Origin of the sequence: Arthrobacter sp. UYCo732, assembly GCF_040547265.1 — a bacterium.
In the GTDB taxonomy this organism is placed as follows: domain Bacteria; phylum Actinomycetota; class Actinomycetes; order Actinomycetales; family Micrococcaceae; genus Arthrobacter.
Genome location: NZ_JBEPPJ010000027.1, coordinates 22,086 through 43,112, shown reverse-complemented (window position 1 = coordinate 43,112; position 21,027 = coordinate 22,086). Strand labels below are relative to the sequence as shown.

At 62.6% G+C, this 21,027-nt stretch carries 17 protein-coding genes and 1 pseudogene; 9 read left to right on the top strand and 9 right to left on the bottom strand.

Annotated elements, in window-relative coordinates:
* The first annotated feature begins 208 nt into the window (after positions 1-208).
* Complete coding sequence (locus ABIB45_RS21165; protein ID WP_354217817.1) at positions 209-1,471, top strand: IS701 family transposase; 1,263 nt, start codon at positions 209-211, stop codon at positions 1,469-1,471.
* Between the two features lie 48 nt (positions 1,472-1,519).
* On the top strand, positions 1,520-2,068 hold the full coding sequence (locus ABIB45_RS21160) for an IS630 family transposase (protein ID WP_354217818.1): 549 nt from the start codon (positions 1,520-1,522) through the stop codon (positions 2,066-2,068).
* 147 nt (positions 2,069-2,215) lie between these two features.
* Here the strand turns inward: ABIB45_RS21160 and ABIB45_RS21155 are convergent, their stop codons facing one another.
* The gene (locus ABIB45_RS21155; protein ID WP_354217816.1) at positions 2,216-3,817 is read right to left on the bottom strand and encodes an AMP-binding protein; all 1,602 of its coding nucleotides are present in this window, start codon (positions 3,815-3,817) and stop codon (positions 2,216-2,218) included.
* Positions 3,818-3,829: 12 nt separating this feature from the next.
* Between ABIB45_RS21155 and ABIB45_RS21150 the strand changes: the two are divergent.
* The 3 genes and pseudogenes from ABIB45_RS21150 to ABIB45_RS21140 all read left to right on the top strand — a co-directional run.
* A pseudogene (locus ABIB45_RS21150) lies at positions 3,830-4,114 on the top strand (hypothetical protein); the annotation flags it as partial.
* 3 nt (positions 4,115-4,117) lie between these two features.
* Positions 4,118-4,450 carry a hypothetical protein gene (locus ABIB45_RS21145; protein WP_354217819.1) on the top strand — a complete coding sequence of 111 codons (333 nt, stop codon included), beginning with the start codon at positions 4,118-4,120 and terminating at the stop codon, positions 4,448-4,450.
* Positions 4,451-4,493: 43 nt separating this feature from the next.
* Positions 4,494-4,700 carry a hypothetical protein gene (locus ABIB45_RS21140; RefSeq protein ID WP_354217815.1) on the top strand — a complete coding sequence of 69 codons (207 nt, stop codon included), beginning with the start codon at positions 4,494-4,496 and terminating at the stop codon, positions 4,698-4,700.
* Here the strand turns inward: ABIB45_RS21140 and ABIB45_RS21135 are convergent.
* The 4 genes from ABIB45_RS21135 to ABIB45_RS21120 form a co-directional block, all read right to left on the bottom strand.
* Positions 4,675-5,064, bottom strand: coding sequence for a hypothetical protein (locus ABIB45_RS21135; RefSeq protein ID WP_354217814.1), 390 nt, complete (start codon positions 5,062-5,064; stop codon positions 4,675-4,677). The genes ABIB45_RS21140 and ABIB45_RS21135 overlap by 26 nt on opposite strands.
* Positions 5,065-5,852: 788 nt before the next feature.
* A complete protein-coding gene (locus ABIB45_RS21130; protein WP_354217813.1) occupies positions 5,853-7,157 on the bottom strand; it encodes a glycosyltransferase in 1,305 nt (434 codons plus the stop codon).
* A complete protein-coding gene (locus ABIB45_RS21125) occupies positions 7,154-9,364 on the bottom strand; it encodes a glycosyltransferase (RefSeq protein WP_354217812.1) in 2,211 nt (736 codons plus the stop codon). Before ABIB45_RS21125 ends, ABIB45_RS21130 begins: the two co-directional genes overlap by 4 nt.
* 1,592 nt (positions 9,365-10,956) lie before the next feature.
* Complete coding sequence (locus ABIB45_RS21120; protein ID WP_354217811.1) at positions 10,957-12,744, bottom strand: phospholipase C; 1,788 nt, start codon at positions 12,742-12,744, stop codon at positions 10,957-10,959.
* 604 nt (positions 12,745-13,348) lie between these two features.
* Here ABIB45_RS21120 and ABIB45_RS21115 point away from each other — a divergent pair.
* The gene (locus ABIB45_RS21115; protein WP_354217810.1) at positions 13,349-13,624 is read left to right on the top strand and encodes a hypothetical protein; all 276 of its coding nucleotides are present in this window, start codon (positions 13,349-13,351) and stop codon (positions 13,622-13,624) included.
* Here the strand turns inward: ABIB45_RS21115 and ABIB45_RS21110 are convergent.
* Together ABIB45_RS21110 and ABIB45_RS21105 are read right to left on the bottom strand one after the other, a co-directional pair.
* Positions 13,621-13,851, bottom strand: coding sequence for a hypothetical protein (locus ABIB45_RS21110; protein WP_354217809.1), 231 nt, complete (start codon positions 13,849-13,851; stop codon positions 13,621-13,623). The genes ABIB45_RS21115 and ABIB45_RS21110 overlap by 4 nt on opposite strands.
* On the bottom strand, positions 13,833-14,867 hold the full coding sequence (locus ABIB45_RS21105) for an AAA family ATPase (RefSeq protein WP_354217808.1): 1,035 nt from the start codon (positions 14,865-14,867) through the stop codon (positions 13,833-13,835). The genes ABIB45_RS21110 and ABIB45_RS21105 overlap by 19 nt, the downstream gene beginning before the upstream one ends.
* A 795-nt stretch (positions 14,868-15,662) precedes the next feature.
* Here ABIB45_RS21105 and ABIB45_RS21100 point away from each other — a divergent pair.
* On the top strand, positions 15,663-17,441 hold the full coding sequence (locus tag ABIB45_RS21100) for a molybdopterin-dependent oxidoreductase (RefSeq protein WP_354217807.1): 1,779 nt from the start codon (positions 15,663-15,665) through the stop codon (positions 17,439-17,441).
* A 224-nt stretch (positions 17,442-17,665) separates the two neighbouring features.
* Positions 17,666-18,130, top strand: a complete 465-nt coding sequence (locus ABIB45_RS21095) for a pyridoxamine 5'-phosphate oxidase family protein (RefSeq protein ID WP_354217806.1) — start codon at positions 17,666-17,668, stop codon at positions 18,128-18,130.
* A 958-nt stretch (positions 18,131-19,088) separates the two neighbouring features.
* Here ABIB45_RS21095 and ABIB45_RS21090 read toward each other — a convergent pair.
* Together ABIB45_RS21090 and ABIB45_RS21085 are read right to left on the bottom strand one after the other, a co-directional pair.
* A complete protein-coding gene (locus tag ABIB45_RS21090; RefSeq protein ID WP_354217805.1) occupies positions 19,089-19,301 on the bottom strand; it encodes a hypothetical protein in 213 nt (70 codons plus the stop codon).
* Positions 19,298-19,840: a hypothetical protein gene (locus tag ABIB45_RS21085; RefSeq protein ID WP_354217804.1), complete on the bottom strand. Its 543-nt coding sequence runs from the start codon at positions 19,838-19,840 to the stop codon at positions 19,298-19,300. The genes ABIB45_RS21090 and ABIB45_RS21085 overlap by 4 nt, the downstream gene beginning before the upstream one ends.
* 287 nt (positions 19,841-20,127) lie before the next feature.
* Between ABIB45_RS21085 and ABIB45_RS21080 the strand changes: the two genes are divergently transcribed.
* On the top strand, positions 20,128-20,496 hold the full coding sequence (locus ABIB45_RS21080) for a hypothetical protein (protein WP_354217803.1): 369 nt from the start codon (positions 20,128-20,130) through the stop codon (positions 20,494-20,496).
* The last annotated feature ends 531 nt before the right edge of the window (positions 20,497-21,027 follow it).

Below are 21,027 nucleotides of genomic sequence, written 5' to 3'. Positions count from 1 at the left end.
ATGCCCACGATTCTCCCAGCCGCCCCTACGAGGACATGGTTATTCTGTCGGCGTTTTAAGAATTAGGGCCTGTCATTTCTGACCCACGCACCTAGTTGGAGATCACAGGCACCGAGGGCCGGCTCCACCTCGACAATCCTCTAGTAGTACTTAGTTAGGTCGGCGTGGCGGCTTTTAATCCCTGACCGATCCTGTTAATTTTCGAGGCATGAAACCGGATGAGCTTGCCGAGACCAAAACGGAGCTGGAAGCGTTTGTGGCGGACGTGTTTGCTTCGCTGCCGCGGACGGATCAGCGGAACAAGGGGAACCTGTATCTGCACGGTCTGATGCTGGACGGGCGGCGGAAATCGATGCAGCCGATGGGCGAACGGCTCGGGGTCGATTACCAGCAGCTGCAGCAGTTCGTCTCGTCCTCGCCGTGGAAGCCCGAGCCGGTCCGCCGGGTCCTGGTGCGCAAGGCCGTGGAGGTGATCGGCCCCGACGCGTGGGTGGTTGACGATACCGGGTTTAAGAAGGACGGTGGCTCCTCGCCGTGCGTCGCGCGGCAGTATTCGGGCACCCTGGGCAAGATCGGCAACTGCCAGATAGCCGTAAGCATCCACGCGGCCACCGACCAGGCCTCCTGCCCCCTGGACTGGCGGCTCTATGTGCCCGAAGCCTGGGATGACACCTGCGCGGACACGAACGCCCAAGCCGAAATGATCGCCGCCCGCCGGGCCAAGGCGCAGATCCCCGAACTCCAACGCCATCGTACGAAGTGGGCGATGGCGTTGGAGATGATCGACGAACTCCGCGCCTGGGGCTACCGTCCCCCGATCATGGTCGGGGACGCCGGCTACGGGGAGATCACCGCGTTCCGGTCCGGACTCAGCGAACGGGCGATCCCCTACATGGTCGCCGTCAAGCACTCCACAACCGCGCACCTCCAAGACGCTCCCATCGACGTGCCCGAGTACGCCGGCAAGGCCCCACGCCCGGCCCGGCGCCGCTACCTCGAGGACCCGCAGTCACTCAAAGACCTCGTCATGGACGCCGGCCGCCGGAAGCTGCATCAGGTCACCTGGAGGCACGGCACCAAGTCCACCACCAACAACAAACTCGCCTCGATGACCTCCCGGTTCATCGCCTTGCGCGTCCGGGCAGCCAACCGCGACATCCCCCGCGCCGAGGACGGTTCCCTCCCCGCCGAGTGGCTGCTCGCCGAATGGCCCAAAGGCGCACCCGCACCCACCGACTACTGGCTCTCCACCCTGCCCGAGACGACACCGCTGAAGGAACTCGTCCGGATCGCCAAAATCCGGTGGCGCATCGAGCACGACTACCGCGAACTGAAAACCGGACTCGGCCTGGACCACTTCGAAGGCCGCACCTGGCTCGGCTGGCACCACCACGCCACCCTCGTCACCGCCGCCCACTTATTCATCACCACACTGCGCCTGACACGCCCAAAAGCGCCTGGGGCAGCCTGAGTCTCTACGGCATCCTCCGCGAGCTCCCGCACCGGCCCTGACCAACCGCTGTCCCCGACGCACCCGCTGCAGCAGACCCATGACTACAAGCGCAACGGCACCACCACCTTGTTCGCCGCCCTTGAGGTCCTCACGGGCAAACTCAGCGCGAACGCCTTCTATCCCAAGCACACCAACATCGAGTTCGTCGATTTTCTGGGCCGGGTCGCCGACGCCCACCCCGGAATCGAGCTGCATGTCATCTGCGACAACTATGCGACGCATAAGCACCAGAACGTGAAGGACTGGCTGGCCGACAACCCGCGCATGCGCCTGCTTTTCACCCCGACCAGCTGTTCCTGGCTGAACATGGTGGAGATCTTCTTCGGGATCATCACCCGCCAGTGCCGCAAACCCGGGACCTTCAGCTCGGTGAAAGAGCTGGAAGAAACCATGGAACGCTACATCGAGAACTACAACCAGGACGCCAAACCATTCACCTGGACCAAATCAGCGGATTATCTCCTGGGCAAGATGAAACGCAAACAAGCCATTAACACGGAACACCAGTTGGCGAATTCTACCCAGACGCCAACGCGTCGCCCCGGCCGCGACTAGAAGGGCAGCGGGCCACGTGAAGCGACTCTGCAGTCTAAAACTACCCGTCGTGAAGCTCGCTACGGCCCGGACCAACGCAATGCAGCACCGGAAGAACTGGAAGCGGGCAGCTTTTCAGGATCGGTGACATACTCCCGGACCATGCGTCTAGGGCTGCGGTGCCGGCTCCGCTGTCCTCAGCATCCGGCGGAGGATCTTGCCCGAGGAGGACTTCGGCACGGCGTCGATGAACCTGACCCGCCGGATCTTCTTGAACGGCGCCACCCTCGCGGCCACGAATTCTTCCACGGCTGCCTCGTCCAACTGCTCGCCGTCCGCGCCCGGCTGCCGGACCACGAAGGCCATCGGCACCTCTTGGCCGTCGGCGTCGGTGGTTCCGATCACGGCCGCGTCGGCGATGCCAGGGTGTGTGAGCAGCAGCGCCTCGAGCTCGGCCGGTGCGATCTGGTGGCCCTTGTACTTGATCAGCTCCTTGAGCCGGTCCACGATCGACACCACACCGTCAGCCCGCACCGTCGCGATGTCACCGGTGTGCAGGAAGCCGTCCGCATCGAGGGTGTCCGCCGTCTCCTCGGGCCGGTTCAGGTAACCGAGCATCACATTGGGCCCGCGGCAAAGCAGATGGCCCGGGGCGCTGGTTCCCTCGGCGGGGACCTCGATCTCCTCCCCCGTGGCAGGGTCGACCAGCCGGCATTCCATGTTGGGCACGGTGTAGCCCACCGAGCTGACCGGCACCTCGGTGGCATCGACCGGGATCAGGTGGGAGACGGGGCTCATCTCCGTCATGCCGTAGCCCTGGAGGACCCGGCAGCCCAGCCGCTCGGCCAGCCGCGCCCCCAGTTCCCCGTCCAGCGGAGCCGCTCCGGACAGCGCGGTGTGCACGGAGCTGAGGTCATAGTCCGCCACCAGCGGGTGCTTGGACAGCGCCACGGCCACCGGGGGAGCGATGAAGAGGTAGCTGCACTTGTGGTCCTGGACCATCCGCAGGAACTCTGCGAGCTCGAACTTCGGGATGGTGACCAGGCGGGCGCGCTCCCGAAGGGCTAGGTTCAGCAGCACGGTCAGTCCGTAGATGTGGAAGAACGGCAGCAGCGCCAGGATACGGTCGTCGGGCCGGACCTTGAGCAGTCCGCGCGACTGTGCCACGTTCGCGACGAGGTTCCGGTGGCTGAGCCGCACGCCCTTGGGCCGTCCGGTGGTCCCCGAGGAGTACGGCAGCACGGCGACGTGGGTGGCGGGGTCGAAGCTGATATCCGGGGCAGGCGCGCCGCTGGTGAGCAGGTCCTGCAGCGAGGGGTGACCCTCGGCGCCGTCGAGCACCACCAGCCGGTCCGCCGGGATCCCGGCCCGGCCGGCCGCCTCGCGGGCGGCGGGCAGCATGGCGGAGATCGTGAACAGCCAGCTGGCTGAGGCGTCGGTGAGCTGCTTTTCGATCTCGTCGGCCGTATACAGCGAATTGACGGGCGTGACGGTGGCGCCCGCCCGGAGCAGGCCGTGAAACACTACGGTGAACCCCGGGATGTTCGGGCAGAGGATGGCGGCCACGCCGTGGATGCCCAGTCCTTGGGCGGCGACGGAGCCGGCGAGGGCGTTGATCCGGTCGCGCAGCTCGCGGTAGCTCGTTTCCGCGCCGCTGCTGCCGTCGACGACGGCGACCCGGTCCAGGTCGTCCTCCTTCAAACCGCCGAAGAGGTACCCGTAGAGGCTGACGTCGGGAATATCAACAGAGGGGAACGGGCTCGAGAACACGCAAAATCTCCTTTGATCGGCGTCCGCCGGCTCGGCGGTGGTTGGTGCCACTCTAGTGCCGCGGCGCGGGTTGGGACAGGATTCCCGAGATTTGACCGCCGCCACTACCCCTCATGGGCAGTCTCACCCGGATTCTTTCCGGCACCCTTAGTCTGCTGCCGGGGAAACAATTCAGGCAGCGGCATAAAAACCTTTAGTGCCGTCCGCGCGCTCGTCACCGTTGAGACCGTCACGTCTGTCACCCCGATCGAAAACGCCGACCTGATCGTCAACGCCAAAGTGCGCGGCTGGAACCTTGTTGTGAAGAACACGGTCACCCAGCTGATCGCGCAGATCCGCCGGGTCGGCCGGGAAATCCCCGGCGCGGACCTGGTGGTGACGGGTCTGAGGGGCCATGATTACTCCAAACCGGGAAAACCGGACATCGCCTGGGATGACAGGGGTGCCCGGGATGACAGGGGTGCCCGGGATGATCTCGTGTCGGCGCTGGTTACCGACGCCCTGACCCTGCTGGGCAGTATCGATGCCGAATATCTCGATGAGGCGCAGCAGGAAACACCTGCCCTGCTGGCCTTGGTCGCAGGGCAGGACGTCGAGCCGGCCGAAGGCTCCGACGGCACGGACGGTCGGTAGAGGATCGCCCGCAAGGTCGCCCCGGACCGGGTGATCTCCACCGTTGACCCGGATACCCGGCACGCGCATAAGAGCCGGCAAAAGAAGATCGACGGCGGCCGGCCCGCAGAACAGCGACGCGGCCCGCGGTGCCGAACTCATTGCCGCCGACACCAGCATCGGAACCGTACAGGTCCAGGTGCTGGGCCATTCCGCCTACGGCAGCGGTGACCTGCTGGCCGCGCTCAGGCCGCCGGGCACACCCCGGTGATCAAACCGATGCCGCTGGGCCGTGCCGTCCCCGACGGGTTCACCGTTGAAGACTTCACCATCGACGATGCCGCGAACACCGTGACGTGCCCGGCGAAGATCACCCGCCCGGTCAGCGCGAAAGGACGGGCAAGTTTCGGCAGTGCCTGCGGAGGCTGCCCGCTGATGGGCCGGTGCACGACGGCGAAGAACGGGCGGAAAATGCTGATCCACCCCCACGATAGGCTCCGACCGGCCTGAACGACGGCCAGAAACCCCGCGAAGCGCCCAAGACAGGCCACGGACCAGGATTTCAGCCCGCAGCGCCCCCAACCGACATCCGGCTCCGGCACAAAAAATGGCCCTCCCGAAATCCCGGACGTCACAGAACCGCCTAAATCAGCACGGTCCTAGCACGACCCGATCCGAGGCTAAAAGTGTGGACATTGTCCACACGTCCTTTTGCCGTATTCCATACCCCTCCAACGACTGCGGCCCGTTCAGGGACCGCGGCAACGTCGCGGCACCGTAGTGTCTGGCCGTCTTAGTCGGCGGCATAGGCCTACATTGAAATTTCCTCATTTCGGTCATCCTCTCCCAAACATTTCATCGGCCAAAGCGCAGGAAGCTACATGATCGAATGCCATCTGCGATGAGACCAGGGGACGGCAGCCAAAGGGAGCAAGAAAGCCAGCGAAGAGATGACAACGCGTTACGAAGTATCAGGACCTGACTCCCCGCAGTTGGCCACCCTCCTTTCCCTTCCCGTCTGGAACGATCACATCCGGAGCCAATCGCCCATGGCCAACTCAAGGACGTGCTCAACCGCGGATTTAGAACATACCACTCCTCCACTTCCGCGCCGCCGACCTCAGGCCAGCGCCTGTCCAAAAGAATCAGGGAAAACGAATCACTTTCGATACCGACTACCGATTGAACCAAGGTCATGGATATTCTCACGACATTCGGGTCGAAAACAGACTCGTATGATGGCAGCCTGGACTGGAAGGGAGCCCCTCCGCCCATGACAGGACGCCGGCGTGTTGTGCCAGGAACTGCAAACGACGGCGGCCGTCACGCTCATTGGCGCGATTGGTGCCTGCGAGCAACAGATGCGAGAGCACGGGTTCGCTGCGGTGCGAACCCCGCAGCGAGCCTAGGCAGCGGCCACAAACTATGCATTCCTTGCAGTCCGAATCCGGGTAGGCCCGTCTCCTTGACGCAGGGTCCGCCCAAGTTCATGCAGCGCCGCACGTTTGTCCTCTGGAAGGTCCAGCATGGTTCCAAGAGCACTTTTGATGTCTTCCACGGTGGCAGTATTCGGTGCAAGGGCTGCTCCGAAGCCGGTGGATTCAAGGGCCGCGGCGCCGGCGAACTGGTCCGTGGAGAAGGGTAGAACCACCAACGGCACGCCGAACGTCATGGACTCAGTGACACTGTTGTTGCCCCCGTGGGTTACGCCGGCGGCGGCAGATTCCAGTAAAGTCACCTGCGGCAGGAATTCACCCACCAGCCAATGCTCCGGAATTTCACCGAGCGCCGTAAAATCCGCTGAACCGTAAGCCACGGCAGCTCGGATCCCGGATTCCCGCAGTGCCGTGACGACCTTGGTGAGGACGTCGGAGCGCACCGAAAGAAAGCTGCCAAAGCTCACATAGACAAAAGGCTCATTGGTGGAGGCAATCCACTCTGCGACGTGCGGGACGGTGGGCTCGGCACGCACGGAGGAGCCCAGGAATATGTGTTGCGGAAGGAGACCCATCCGTTGCGTTGGCACCAACTCTGCAGGATAGTTAAAAACGAGCAGGTCCCCGTGCTCGGCGAAGGCGTCGGGTGAGGGCGGGAGCGTGGGAGCCAGCTGGGCCAACGCCAGGTTCCACTCAGCGGTAAACGATTCACTGACCTGCACACATAAGTTCTTCAGCTCTTCCAGTTCGGTCTCACCCGGAGAGAATGAAGCCGGCCACGCCGGAGGATACCCGTAGACCTCCGCTGCCAAGGGCAATGGCAATGCCGTGGGATGGCCCAGGACGACGTCGATATGATGGATCCCTGCGGCAACCATGGCCAGACGCGCGCTGAAAGCCAAATGATCGACAATGATTGTCTGCGGTTCAATGTCCTCGATGATCGACTGCACTGCCCTGGCCGTCTTGACAGGCTCCCACATCAGGTCGTTCATGCGGGCCTCCGCCTGGAAGGAAAGAGTCCCAATCATGCCGTTGCGCGTGGCCGAGAAAAAACCGCGAAGTGCATCATCCTCACCTTCAGGCTGTTCTTCGGCGCGGATCACCCCAGGGTTTGAGCCACGGCTAAGTTGTAGGGAGGCATGTTCAAACCCAAAGGATTCCACGATGGATGCCGTGGCGGGTCCGGTCGCGACCACAACCCGCTCGCCAGCGGCCAACCAGCTGGTTCCCAAGGCAGCCAGAGGATAGAGGTGAGAGGCGTAGTCGGGGCTGATGATCAAAAGTGTCATGGGTTGGCAATCAATTCTCGTCGCAGTTCAACATCGTTGTGGTGCACGTCGGAATACACCCGGGTCAGCGTGTGGGCCATCGCTTCGATCGTGAAACGATCTTGGACGACACTGCGCGCGTAGGCAGCCCGGGCATCTGTGACTTCATTGGCTGCGCACGCCAGTGCAACACTGATGGCCTCACTCAGCAACGCAGTGTCCCAGGTTGTTGTGAGAAATCCGGTTAGCCCCTGTTCCACATACGTCGCTGGACCACCGGCATCCGGCCCAACCACCAGCAAACCTGAGGCCATGGCCTCCAACAGCGCTATGCCAAATTCTTCCTTGAGGCTCCCGCAGACGTACACACCTTTCGGAGCCGCGAAACCAGGCATTCCAGTGCGGGTTGCGGCGACCCATCGGGCCACGGTGTCGTTCGGGCGGTGACCGGCAATCAACAAACCCTCCTGGCGCTGTTCCTCTGGACTGACTGTTCCGTTGATCAGCTGAAGCTGTTCGCGTTCGTCCGCTGACGGGTTTTGGAGATTTCCACCAATGATCAAAAGGTTGGTCCGGTGACGCAGATCAGAGCCTGCCCACGCTTCAACAATGGTGGACATCCCCTTGACCCGGTGCAACCTGCCAACACTGGTCAGCAAGGGCAGCCCGCGGCGTTCGGCTGGAAGATCGTTGAGGAGGTCTCGAAGTTCCAGCAATGCCGGACTCGCTGGTTGCCCGGAAACCAAGGACTGGGCTTCAAGAACCGCACGGTCAACCACTCCCAGATCGATGCCTTCGGGGACAATGGTGTGCCGCTGGGGTTCCTTGCCGATATCAATTCCAATCAGCTCGATGATGTCGTGCCGAAGATTTGGTCGGGGGAAAAACACGGTATGGGCTGAATTGGCGGCGAGTCGTTGAACGAGTCGGGCACGAAACCAAAAATGTTCAATTTCATCAGTGGTCCCGAAGTTCTCCCGGTTGAGGGTTCCTGCATGATCCATGGAGTTGATGACTGAGTGCGGATCCGGTGCCACCGTGAAGACCACCGGGATATCGAGGGTCCGGGCGACGTCGAAGGCAGCCAGGCTGCCTATATCCGCCATCCGAAGGTGAATCACGTCAACGCCTCCGGCGGCCCTGAGTATGCGGCTGATGCCACGACGGGCAGCGACCAAAAACGGCCAGGCATTCGCTGATTGTTTGGGGTCCTGCAGCAACGGGATACGGCCGTAGAGGTGACCGTGCTCGGTGTTCCCCAGTGCTGTCATACTCTGTGATGCCGCTTGCGTGTCACCCATTGAAAGGGTGAGCACACGGTCAACCTGCAGGCAATGGCCCTCGCTCACACGGAAGTCATCCGGATCGCGCTGCTGGCCGGCCACGAGGGCGTCACCCAGACGCACCAACAAGGTGGCGATTCCGCCGTTGTCTCCACTGCCGGAATGGCTTAGGTGCGCGTCGATGTCGGCGTGCAGAAAAAGCTGGGCGACCGTCAGGTTTGACTCTTGTTGCGGAATGGCCTCGCCTATATCTGGAACTTCAAGGACATCGAGGTCCAGCAAGGAGAGCTTGGCTACCTCGGCGAGATGACCTCCGCCCTCCACCAAAATGGTCAGCAGATCGACTATTTTTGGCTGGCCCTTTCGTTGTCCCAGGGCCGCGACGGCGGCAATGCGGACGGGCACATCCTCGCTACTGTCATCTGCCAGGCGCAGCAACAACGTCGTGGCGATGGAGTGTTGCACCAAGCCAAGTGTCTCCACCAACCGATAGCGGCTCTCTACTTCCGTGACGCCAAGGAGCGCGCTTTCCAGGGAGACGGAGACGATTTCTGGCGCGGAAAAACCCCACGCTTCAAGGGTTCGCTGGGACAACATCCCCGCAAATCCGCCCGAAGCGACGAGCCCAACAAGCCGTCCCATGGATTCTGGGCGAGGAAGGCGGGACCTGTGCGCCCACGCCGCGTGCTCGCGAATAAAACCATGTTCGCTGGAGAGGAGTTCGGAAAGGACAATGTCGGCCTCCTCGTCAACCATTTGCGCCAGCGCATGAGTTGCTGCAATCGCGACAATCTGGTCCTTGGAACTGATGGCGCTGCGGAGTATGCGGATGTTTCGCACACCGCCGTTTTGACTCGCTTGGACTGCCAGATCGTCGGCCAGTCGCAGGGCATCAACGAGACGAGCAGCATCCTTCAATGCGTCAAGACAGTTCTGAACCCTCACGCGTGTACCTCTTCAGGGATAAGCTCTCGCCAGCGCAGTATGTGGACTACAACCCTGATCCTAATCACCGACAGGTCAAATCAGCCACACGGAGGGCCACACTTTCTCCCACAGGGTAACTGCGTGCTTCTGGCGGATAACTGAATCAGCGCTCTACAGCGGGGCCGCTGGATCCGGCAACCAGGGCGTCTGGACGTAGAACAAAGCGATTGAACTGACTCACGTTACGCAGTCCGCAAAAGCGAAGATCGGCTGCAGCAAAAACCCCACGAGCCTCTTTGGCTCGGAATGGACCAGCACTCGGAAGCAATTCCTAACCACCATGTCAGAGGGTGCAGACAGGATGGGCACACGCACTTTCCCATTCGCACTTCACCCAGCACCCACGCCATTCCAGCAGGGAGGATCGCCTACGACATCCACGCGCCCGTTCTGCTCCTTCAAACCGTGCAGTCCGTCGAGGCCTATGACGAACTCTGCGCCACAGGGCGCATCGTGCCCAACCCTTCGCAGGCAACGCCGCGCATGGCGGACGCCTACACATGGATTTACCGCCAAATGAACCACCGGCTCCCTACTCGTGGAGACGGAGCCCAGTGGTTCTGGGCGAAGATCCGCCGGCGAGACTTGGTCTCCCGTTGCGGCTGGGCAGAGGGAGGGGTGCTCCTGACGTGCCGCCTTACCCCCGAGTCGTGAACTGGACCTGAATGCGCTTGGGCTCGGCGCTTGGAAAGCACGGCGGTCACGACGCCACCGCCTGCTAGTTCCGCGCCGATGCCGTATACGAACGGGTCCGTATCGACCTCAGCACCGGGTACTTCGACTCCATTGACGAAGACACTCACCTGACCGCTGACCATCCGGTCGGTCACTGCGGGTGCGGGTTGGTCCCAGGGGTTGTCGCTTAGTCCGAGCTCGTGCCGGTACTGGTTCATGAGGATGTAGTTGACGTGGTCGACCAGCACTCTGCGGACCGAAGTACGCTCGGATGGGTCACGGTGCCAGGTAGTTCGCACGGGCTCCCACAGTTGCGGTATAGCATTCGCTTTACCTGCTCGACCAGCCGCGCGGGTCGGGGCCACGGCGGAACATCCTCGATCGCCCTGCGCGCCTGCTGGTTGACGTCGGTGAGATTTATTGGGTCTAAGCGGTCAATCGGGTTCGCCAGAGTGTATAGCTGACGCCCGCTGTCATTTCACTGTATCCGCTGAGCGTCCTGACCATATCCCAGGACCGACGGTATCCGTGTCCTCCAGCGAGGGCTGGGACACCAGTCTCATCACCGGGATGGGCATGCGTTTCAGGCGCTCAGCCTGCTCGACACGAGGGTCGGGCGCGTCTTCGGGGAGAATTCCTGTCCTTCTCATACCACGATTATGAACCAAGCACGTGATTGGGAGCATATAACTATAGAAGAGAACAGTGACCCTTGGAGGATCCCCTGTGGAACGGTTCGTTCCCCTTCACGGCACTACGGCCGGATAGCCCGCCGGATGTGAGGACTAACAAGAGAAGCGCTGCCCGGCGGGGGTGCCGGGCAGCGCTTGTTTTGTTATTGCTTAGGACAGCCCTGGGCAGAGCGGCGAGGGGACTTAGTCTTTGGAGTCTTTGTCTTGGGAGTTGTCCTCTTTGGAGTTGTTGTCTTCGTTGCCGTCGCGGGTCGGGGTGGTTGAGACGACGGTGCCTGTTTGTTCGTTCAGCAGGACCTTCTCGTCCCGCTGGTGGTGGAAGTTGAACATCGCATTCACGGAGCCGGCGGTGGCGTCGGCGGAAGCGTCACCGATCTGGCCGGTATGCCAGTTATCTTCGATGAAGCGCAGGATGGAAGCCTGGTCGGTCTGGGTGTGGTCCACGAAGTTCTTCTTCGCGTACGGCGAGATAACGACCAACGGCTGGCGCGGGCCGGGGCCGCAGCGGTCGGCGTAGCCACCGGCCATGGGGACACCCTTGGCGGCCGCGTTCTGGCACCAGGCTGCGTCATCGACGGTGGAGGGGTTTTTTTTGTCGGCGTTCTGGGCGGTATTGGAGGAGTTCTTCACCTGTGCGGCGACGTGGTCGTACCAGCCGTCCGAGTCGTCGTAGGCGAGCACGACGGCGGTATTTTCCCAGTTCTTGGAGTTCTGGATCTGGTTCACGGTGTTGGTGATGAACTTTTGCTCGTCGATCGGGTCGGAGTAGGCGGCGTGGCCGTCCTGGGACATTCCCGCCTTCAGGAAGGACACCGCGGGCATGTCGTCAGTGTTGAGGACCTTGTTGAACGCTGTGAGGTCGTACTGGTGGTTGGCCCGGCCGTTGTGGCCGATTTCTGCGTCCGACGCCGGTGCCAGGTGGTGCGGGTTGGCAGTGGAGGCGTAGTACTGGAACGGCTGGTGGTGCGGGGAGTAGTCGACGACCTTGGCGCCGGCGGCGTTCGTGTGGCTGGCCAGGCATGACGCCGGGGTGGTGCCGGTAGCGGCGGTGGTAGGCGTGAAGCCGCCCTGGAACCAGCCCCAGGAGGTGCCTTGGGCGTTGAGCAGGTCACCGATGTTTTTACCGGTCATGCCAGCCAGGTTGCCGGGCTCTTTTTTGGTGTGGCTGTTGTTCGAGCAGTCGTCGTAGACCGGGTCCGGGTCGTTGATGACGGTGCCGACCCCGTTAGCGTCCGGTTGGCGGACGGTGTTGCTTCCCGTAGCCGGGGTGGCGACGGGCTGGCCGGCCGGGCTGTATTCCTTCACTCCGTGGGTCTGGCCGGAGATCAGGTTCAGCGCGCCGGGGGTGGAGGGCCCGAAGACGGTGCTGAAGTGGTTATCGCTCATCGCGTAGTTCTGGGCGTAGTTCCAGATCCCGGTTACGGTGTTGCCGTCGTAGTAGTCCATTGTCAGCCCGGGACGCCCGTACTGGTTGGGGCCGCAGGCGTCCCGGCTGGTGAACTGGACGAACTTGTCCACCGCCCCACCGTTGTAGGCGTTCTGCTCAGCCTTGTATCCGTGGTCCTGATCGCAAGTGACGGCCTGCATCGGGGACAACCGGGCAGGCTGGACCGAGTTGGGGTTGTTCGGTGCCAGGAGCTTGGCGCCGGCGAGGGTGTTGATGTCCTTGGGCGTGTCCTTGCCGGCGGTGAAGGCCGCCGCCGGGGTGCCGGAGCCCTGCTGGGTTTCCCCAGGCGTGTTGGCCGCCTTGGGGTAGGTGGCGAAGTAGTGGTCGAAGGAGACGTTCTCCTGGAAGATCACTACCACATGCTTGATCGGTGTTGCCGTTTCTAAGGAATGTTCGGCGGCGGTCGCCGATTCGGTGCCGAGGCCGAGCAGCCCCGATGTCAGGGCCGAGGCGACCAGGGCCGCCGCGCCTGCGGCGGCGGCGGCTTTGCGGGCGAACCTGCGTTTTGCCTGAAGGTGAGGCATGAGTAATCCAGTCTTTCGCGGGTGAGGATTTCGGGTGCTATATAAGCGCCCTCCAATGGTTACTAACCGGTAATTAACCACGGGCGACGGCTTGGTGAACCTCAGGTGACGATGCCGGGACGTCAGCGACCGCAGCTCAGAATCACGCCATCATCGATGCGGCTGCGTATGCGTCATGGGCTTGAACTCTCTACCATGGGCATCAAGACGAATTGTGGATTGGGTGACAAATGGTTGCCTGGAATAACCAAGAGTGTTACCTGGATTTAAGCTGGGGCCCGTAGGTTCGCTGGGATGACAAAAACTCCAAAAACAGTCAGTAGATCCACCAACGAGCATGTAGCCAGCGCCTCCGTCCTGCGTAAGTTGTCAAGGTCCGTTCGCGGCCGCAAGCCGCTCGCGGTTGTGGCCGCGGGCTGTACGTTTGCCGTTCTGGGCCGTGCCGGCATCGCTGCCGCTTCGACGTCGTCATGCGCCAGATCAGGTCCGCGCCCGTGCCGGCGGCCTGGCCCCAGAGCCGGAAGCCGTAGAAGCCGCGATCGGCAAGCAGGTGGACTGCTAACCTGGGGCTCGATCAGGGGCCGCCGGGAAGCTCGGCGCATTTGTGGAGGCCCTGCTCCGCCGCGGTCCGTCCTGGAACCGTGGATCACCGAGTGACCAAGCGACTGTCCAGAAGGCCGCGGCGGAACGGGAAGCTGCGGCCGCTGACGCTGAACGCAAAAAGGCCGAAGCGTTCGAGCAGTCGATTGCAGAGATGAACGACCGCTCTTCCTCCCCGGAATCAGCCGTTGGCGCCCACCCCATCCGGGCTGAAATGGACACTTTTGTCGGGGGAAGCCTCACCTCCTGCTGGCACTGCGAGGAGCCGATGCTGGTCTAGGACGCGCGGAGCCCAGGATTCAGGAAGAGATGGGCCCGGATCCCCCGCCCGGCCGTGAAGTCCGAGGTCGCATCAAACTGCCGGTTAAGCAGGTTCGGCGCAACGATGCCCTGCTCGCCCTGGTAAGAGTTGTAGCGCTTCTTCCGCCGGACCTTGCAGACCAGCCGCAGCGAACGCAGCATTCGTCTGACAGCCGCCGCAGATCCGGTCAGACCAGCCAGCGCCACCAGCGTGACTGCTCCGGTTTCGGCGTCGGTTCCGGCTCCGGCTCCTCGCCCAAGGCCAGCGCGGCCTCGACGATGTCGTCCGCGGTGAGCGTCATGACGGCCTCACGATCGAGCGCGTCGAGACTTTGTTCCTCGTCGAGCGACAGCCGCAGCGCCTGGCGGTTGAGCGCCTGCTCGAACAGCGTGCGGGCGAACCGTGCGTTGCCGGAGTCCTCGCCCGCGTGGAGCCCGGTGAAGATGCGGCGCAGCATCTGGTCCGCACCCGGCTCCAGCGTGTAATCGTGCTGGGCCAGCATCTGGTGGAAGATCGTCTGGAGTGCGTCGACGGAGTAGTCAGGGAACGTGATCTCGCGGGCGAACCGGGAGCGCAGTCCGGGGTTCGAGAGCAGAAAGGACTCCATCAGCCGCGGGTACCCGGCCACGATCACAACCAGACGGTGGCGGTGGTCCTCCATCCGCTTGAGCAGGACCTCGATCGCCTCGGGGCCGAAGTCCATCCGGCCGTCCTCCGGGGCCAGCGCGTAGGCCTCGTCGATGAACAGGACGCCGTCCAGCGCACGCCGGATCACCCGGTCCGTCTTGATGGCCGTCGCGCCGACGTACTGCCCCACCAGGCCCGAACGGTCGACCTCGACCAGGTGGCCTTTCTGCAGCAGACCGACCGCGCGGTACATCTCGGCCAGGAGCCGCGCCACGGTGGTCTTGCCCGTGCCCGGGTTTCCGAGGAACACCAGATGCTGTGATGTGGCCACCTCCGGCAGACCGTGCGTCTTACGGCGGGCCTGGACCTGGAGCAGTGCGACGAGGGCCCGCACCTGTTCCTTCACGGTCTCCAGTCCGACCAGCGCGTCGAGTTCGGCCTGCACCTCTGACAGCGGCCGGGCCGGCCCGGGCCTCGCACCGATGAGATCGCCGACCAGGTCGTCGACGCGCCCCGAACCGGGCAGCTTGAGCTGATCGGCCAGATGGCCGATGGTTTCGCGCAGGTCTTCGAGCGGATTGCGGCTGGCAGCCATGTCTCCACTGTAGTACTCGATTCCCGACCGGGGTGGGGTTGGCCTCACCAGTATCAACTCCCTTTTGGTCGTTCCTGCGATAGCGACCTTCTCTTATCCATGAAACTGCTCCCCCGAAATTCCAGAACTAAATTTTTCAGTCCAACTTTCGAGGCACGCCCACGCCTCGCTGCCGACACGTTGAGCTAATTCATCGGGCTTTTCCCTGGTTCAATTGAATGAAACGCTGTATGCAGGAAGGGCAGGTCAACCGACACACTGGCCCGCATAACTGCTCTCATCGGGAATCGAATATAGCGGACCGTGTACATACCGGGAAGGCCGGGAATTCTTTCGGGCACAGCCCGCGGTGACCAGGCTTGTTGAAGGATTCCTAGGTCGCGTGGCTGTTGGACACAGGCGGGAGCGGTCGGGATGCACTCGTTCACAGAGGACGGAGTAACCCCGCTGTATGTATGTGAAGCTGTCCCATACCTGACCCGCGAGGAGCGACACGGCCCCGCAGGCGTCCCCCACGAGAACGGTCCGCCCCTCTGCCAGCCCGGCATGACAACCTGTGCGACGACGTCGTCGTACGGATGCTCGGGGCACAGTTCCAGCAGCCGGTCGACGGCGTGGCCGAGGCCGGCGAACTCGCGGCGCAGCCGCTCCCGCGGACTCCCGGAGCGCTGGTGCCCTGGCGCGTCTGTGGCATCCCGGTAGACCATGAATGCCGCCAATCCGTTCCCGGCTTGCTGCGACTGCGGGGACATGGAGCGATGCGCCGCTTGTTCTCGTGAGGGCTAGGTTAGGCGTATGGGTGAATCTTTGAATGAACCGCCGCCTCCCGCCGCCGATTTCGGGGCGGGGGCACGGATGCGTTTGCGCAGCGAGCTCGACGCCGCCCGGTATTCGGCAGTTGACGAGCATTGGGCTGGAGGGGTCCAGCCGCAATACGGGGTGGCGCCAAGGATCAGAATCGGACAGAACAAATGGTTCAACCTTCTCTGGCTGATCCCGATCGGGCTGCTGATGCTGATCGTCGGTGTGGCAGTCGCCCAGGGCATCCGTGAACTGCCTACCGTGCAGGCATTCATGCAGCGTTATCCCGGCGAGTCACAGCCGCCGGGGGATGCTCCGGTTGGATTCCCCGCGTGGGTCGGCTGGCAGCACTTCCTCAACATGTTCTTTATGATCTTCATCATCCGGTCCGGAGTAACGATCATCGCGGACCATCCGCGGCTCTACTGGACTCGGCACGCGACGCCGGGCAAGGACTGGTTCCGGGTGCAGAAACCAGTGCCCACAACCCCGCTCTACACCGCGAAACAGGACTCCATCACGCTCCCGGACGGTGTCGGCCTGCCGGGTCGGCGGCACTCGATCGGTCTGGCCCGCTGGTGGCATCTGGGCATCGACACGCTGTGGCTGGCGAACGGTCTTGTCTTCTACATCCTGCTGTTCACCACCGGCCAATGGATGCGGCTGGTTCCGCTGCGGTGGGATGTTTTTCCAAACGCCGTTTCGGTCGCGATCCAGTACCTCTCGCTGCAGTGGCCGACCGAGAGCGGGTGGAACAACTACAACAGCCTGCAACTGCTCGCATACTTCATCACGGTGTTCATCGCCCCGCCTGTAGCGCTCCTCACCGGGCTGGGCATGTCCCCGGCACTGTCCACCCGGTTCCGTTGGGTGAGCCGACTCTTCAGCATCCAGGTCGCCCGGTCCCTGCACTTTCTCGTGCTGTGCTGGTTCCTCCTCTTCATCGTCATCCATGTCACTCTTGTGTTCACCACCGGCGCCCTGCGAAATCTCAACCACATGTACGCGTCGCAGAACACCTCATCCTGGACCGGGTTCTGGATCTTCGCAGCCTCGATGGTCGTGATCATCATCGCGTGGGTCGCCGCGACCCCGTTCACGTATCGCCATCCGAGGGTCGTGCAACGCGTGGGGTTCGCACTCGTCGGACCCGCACAGCGGCTGTTCGAGCACGTCGACTCGACGCCCGGCGAGTACACAGAGAAGGACATCTCGCCCTATTTCTGGCACAACGGCAACTACCCCGACAGCGCGAACTACAAGCAACTCCAGGCGAACGGCTTCGTCGATTACAAGCTCGCTGTCGGCGGCCTCGTCGAGAACCCAGTCGAATTGTCCCTCAAGCAACTTCGAGCACTTCCTAATCATGAGCAGATCACGCAGCATTTCTGCATCCAAGGCTGGTCCGGCGTGGCCAAATGGGGCGGCGTCTCCATGCAGACCATCCTGGACACCGTCCGCCCGAAACCCGAAGCGAAATGGGTGATCTTCTACTCGTTCGCCAGCGGCCCGGAGGGCGGTCTCTACTATGACGCCCACGCGATCGGGCAGATGAGCTACCACCTGACGATGCTCGCCTACGACATGAACGGCGCACCCGTGTCCTTCGGCCACGGTGCACCACTGCGCCTCCGCAACGAAGTCGAACTCGGATTCAAAATGGTGAAGTGGATCCAGGCGATCGAGTTCGTCGAAAGCTTTGCCGACATCGGGGGCGGGCTGGGCGGTTACAACAACGACCACGAGTTCTTCGGCTACCGACAATCCATATGACGGAAGCGAAACCCTTCGTCCATTCCGTCGCCAAGGGGCCGGGGCTGATCGGGCGCGCGATGGTTATGGTCGCGGCGGATCGTCTACACGGCGCAGGCCATAAAGGCGCCCCGCCGACCCCCGGCGAAGGCAAGCTTCACTTCAATGGAAGGGCACCCGAAGACGCCGATCCTTCGCCGGTGCCCAGCGCTGACCGCACCACATGAAGGTTTAGGATCAGCCTCATGAGCACTTTCCAGCCAGGACCTCAAACGGAAACCCTTGCATTGGCCGATTGTTGGGAATATCTTCAGTCCTCCTACATCGGGAGGCTGGCAGTGATCAATGGCACCAGCCCCGAAATCTTCCCAGTGAACTTCCTGACCCTAGGGCAAATGTTGGTTTTCCGCACCGCGCCGGGAACGAAGCTGCGGGCACTCCTTACCGGCGTTGCGGTGGCCTTGGAAACTGACGGCCTTAACCCCTATGGCACCGAGGTCTGGAGCGTTGTAGTCAAAGGAATACCAGCCCCGTTCAACGGTGACCCGACCAGCCTGGAAGAGGCGGGCCCTGACCGTGAACCATGGGAGCCTGGCCTCAAAGAGCATCTCGTGCAGATCAGGCCTACAGAGGTCAGCGGACGCAGATTCGCGGTTCACCCACGATCCCGATGGTGGCCTCCACAGGATTTCTCTGCTGACTGGCCCTGAGGCCAGAACAACTACCAGCTTCAGCCCACGTATGCGAGCCCGCGACGCCTGATTTGACGACTGTAGGAGCATCGTCGTAGACAAACAGGTGATGACGGGCAGGAGCTCTGCGACGGACCCGCACCATCCAACAGCCGGCCGCGCCAGCGGACGCCCAAAACGGGTGCGAGCCCCGCGAGCATGCATCTGGGCTGAGATTTGTTGGACCGGCTTGGTACGGTGGCAGTGGGCGTGGGCCGAGCTGCGTCAGGCGGCTAAAGAGTCAGGGGTGACCTCGTTCCATGCCTGCACACGGGACGATGCCGCTGGCAAGACGACCCGGAGTCCGTACGGGCCATGACGGACACGATCAGGCGCACCCAGAAGTACACTGCCGACGGTCTCCAGGACGGTCCGGCGCGGTAGGGACGGGCCTGCCGCGTGGCAGACCCGCCCTGACCCCGGTCAGCTTCCTTCGTCGTTGCGGACCTTGGAGTTGGCGCGGTAGGCCATGATCGAAGCTCCAAGCGCTGTCCGCGAGAGCACGAAGTTCACGATGGTCAGTGGTTCCATGAGGGTCGTAGCGACTCATGTCACGATGCTCGCGAAAGTGTTGTGCGTGCTTCAGTTATTTATGCTCGCGTGGATGATGTTTTTAGGGCCCGTGTTTTCGCGGCGGCGACGGCGATCAGCTGGGTCTGGATGGTGGTGCTGCCTCGGGTGAGGTCGGCCGGGTTGGTGATTGCCATGAGGTCCGCGAGTTCAGCGGCTTTGGCTTCGGTCAGGATTTTGGAATTGATGACGCGTTGGTACGGGGTCCGCGGTTGTCATAGATCCAGTGCGGCGGCCGTGTCGTAGCGGTAGTGGAAGGCGTGCCGGCGGACCACGTCGCCGTTTTTCTGCTCGAGGTGGGCGTTGTCGTTGGACTTGTAGGGCCGGGAGCGGGTGAAGTAGAGGTTTTTGTCGGCGGCCCAGTTGATCAGGCGTGGTTGATGAATTCGCCGCTGTTGTCGGTGTCCAGACCGACCAGGGGGAATGGCAGTCGGTCCACGACCTCATCCATCGCTTCCAGCACCCATTTGTGCGCCCCGTTACGGACCGCGATGTTCTCGGTCCAGCCGGTGAACACGTTTGTGGCGGTCAGTGTCCTGATGAATTCCCCGGCCAGGGTGGGGCCGCAGTGAACGATCATGTCCGCTTCGATGAACCCGGGGGCCTGTTCGTGTTCGTCGCCGGCCTCACGGATCGTGATGGAGTTCCGGCGCAGCGGGCCGGCCTTGGTCGCAGAGAGCCCGTTGGTCTGTCCGCGTCCTTGGTGGGTTTGAGGAGCCGGTCGATCGTGGCACCGGAGATCTTCAGCAGTTGCCCCCTGACCGCCGGGGTCAGCCTCTTCGCGTCGAGTTCCCCGAAGGCCTGAAGCTTGGGCAACCAGATGCGCATGGTCGCGGCCAGATACTTCCCCGAGGGCATCCCCGCGAGCCGCCACACACTGATCAGGACCTTTACGGTCTCATAGCCATAGGTCCGCCCCCGCGGCTTAAGTACGACCGATTTCGCCGGGCCTCTACGCTTCCGGGCCATAGACAGGGCCCGGCGGGCGTCGGCCCTGGACGACCCGGTAACCGCCACGAGCTCGTCCAGAATCAACCCCTTGGCGTTCTTCGACGACTTCGCATAATCGGTCGCGTACTTCTTCGTGATTTCCCTGCGCGTTGCCATCGACAGGTCCATCCCTCATCGTCACCGCCGTGCCCGTAGCGGCCCGTAATTTCGCGAGCGTTTCTCAAATGAGGTATGCACCCCGTTTCGCGAGCACTATAGGTGAGTCTCGTCGGACCCTAGTGCCCGCGGCCGGTGCGGAGTAATCACCCACGTGAGCGGGGCCTTGGACCCGGCGTCGTTGAGCGGCCATAAAACCTACGCTGCAGTCAGGGGCAATCCCGAACTTCTTACGGCGAGCGGTCTCCTCCGTCAATTCTGATGGTGCGCCTTCTGCAAGTCGATGCAAGGAGATCATCATGAAGCGCTTGCGTGTCCTCACAGCCCTGATTTCCGGGCTGATCCTCGGAATTGGTCCGACGGCCAACGCCGCGCCTTCCGGTCCCCCCGTCCCCGTCGCCGGAACGTTCACTGTCCACTGCGGTCCCACAAACGGCGGCTTCGACGTCACTGAAGTGGTCACGGGCAGCGCAAAGAACATAGTGAAACCTGACGGGACCATCATCAGCACCTCTCCAAACCTCAAAATAACGCTCACGGCAAACGGAAAGACGCTTAACTACGTGGTGACCGGCGTTCTCTTCTTTACACCTCACATAGGGCTATTCATGTCAGGGTCTCTTTTGGGTTTTGGTTGCTTGCTCGATACCAATTCGAAGCGGCCCTGACCTCTTTTCCGCCTCACCACGCCGGGCGGGGAACGGCCTACGCCGCGGCGCCGGTCTCAGACCGGCCCCAACCGGGCTCAAATGCGAAGGTTCATTAAACGGACGCTCCCGGCTGGTCTCCCCGAATGCGTCGGGCGCACCTATAATTTGTTTACACCCGCGTAGGAAGATAAGCGATGAGGCGCGGATTCGCAGACGTCCAACAGGCAGGCGCGGAATTGGCCTGGTCGGATTCGTTTATTTGGCCATCGGAGTAGTCGTCGCCGCCACCCACGGCTACTTTGTGGCATGGAACATTCCCGGCAACATCCTCGAAGGCCTGGTCGCGATCGTGCTCTGGCCCCTCATGGCCACCTTCGGGGTCGATCTGCACACCCTGATCGCCTATTGCCCTCAAGACGGCAGCGAATACCCCCTCCGGCAATCTCGGCCCGGATCCTCCGGGCGGCAACGACCCCCGGTGAGGCCCTGGACAACCGGATACTCGGGTTGTCTATGGCACCCATTCGTGTCGGTTTCATCCCTACAATT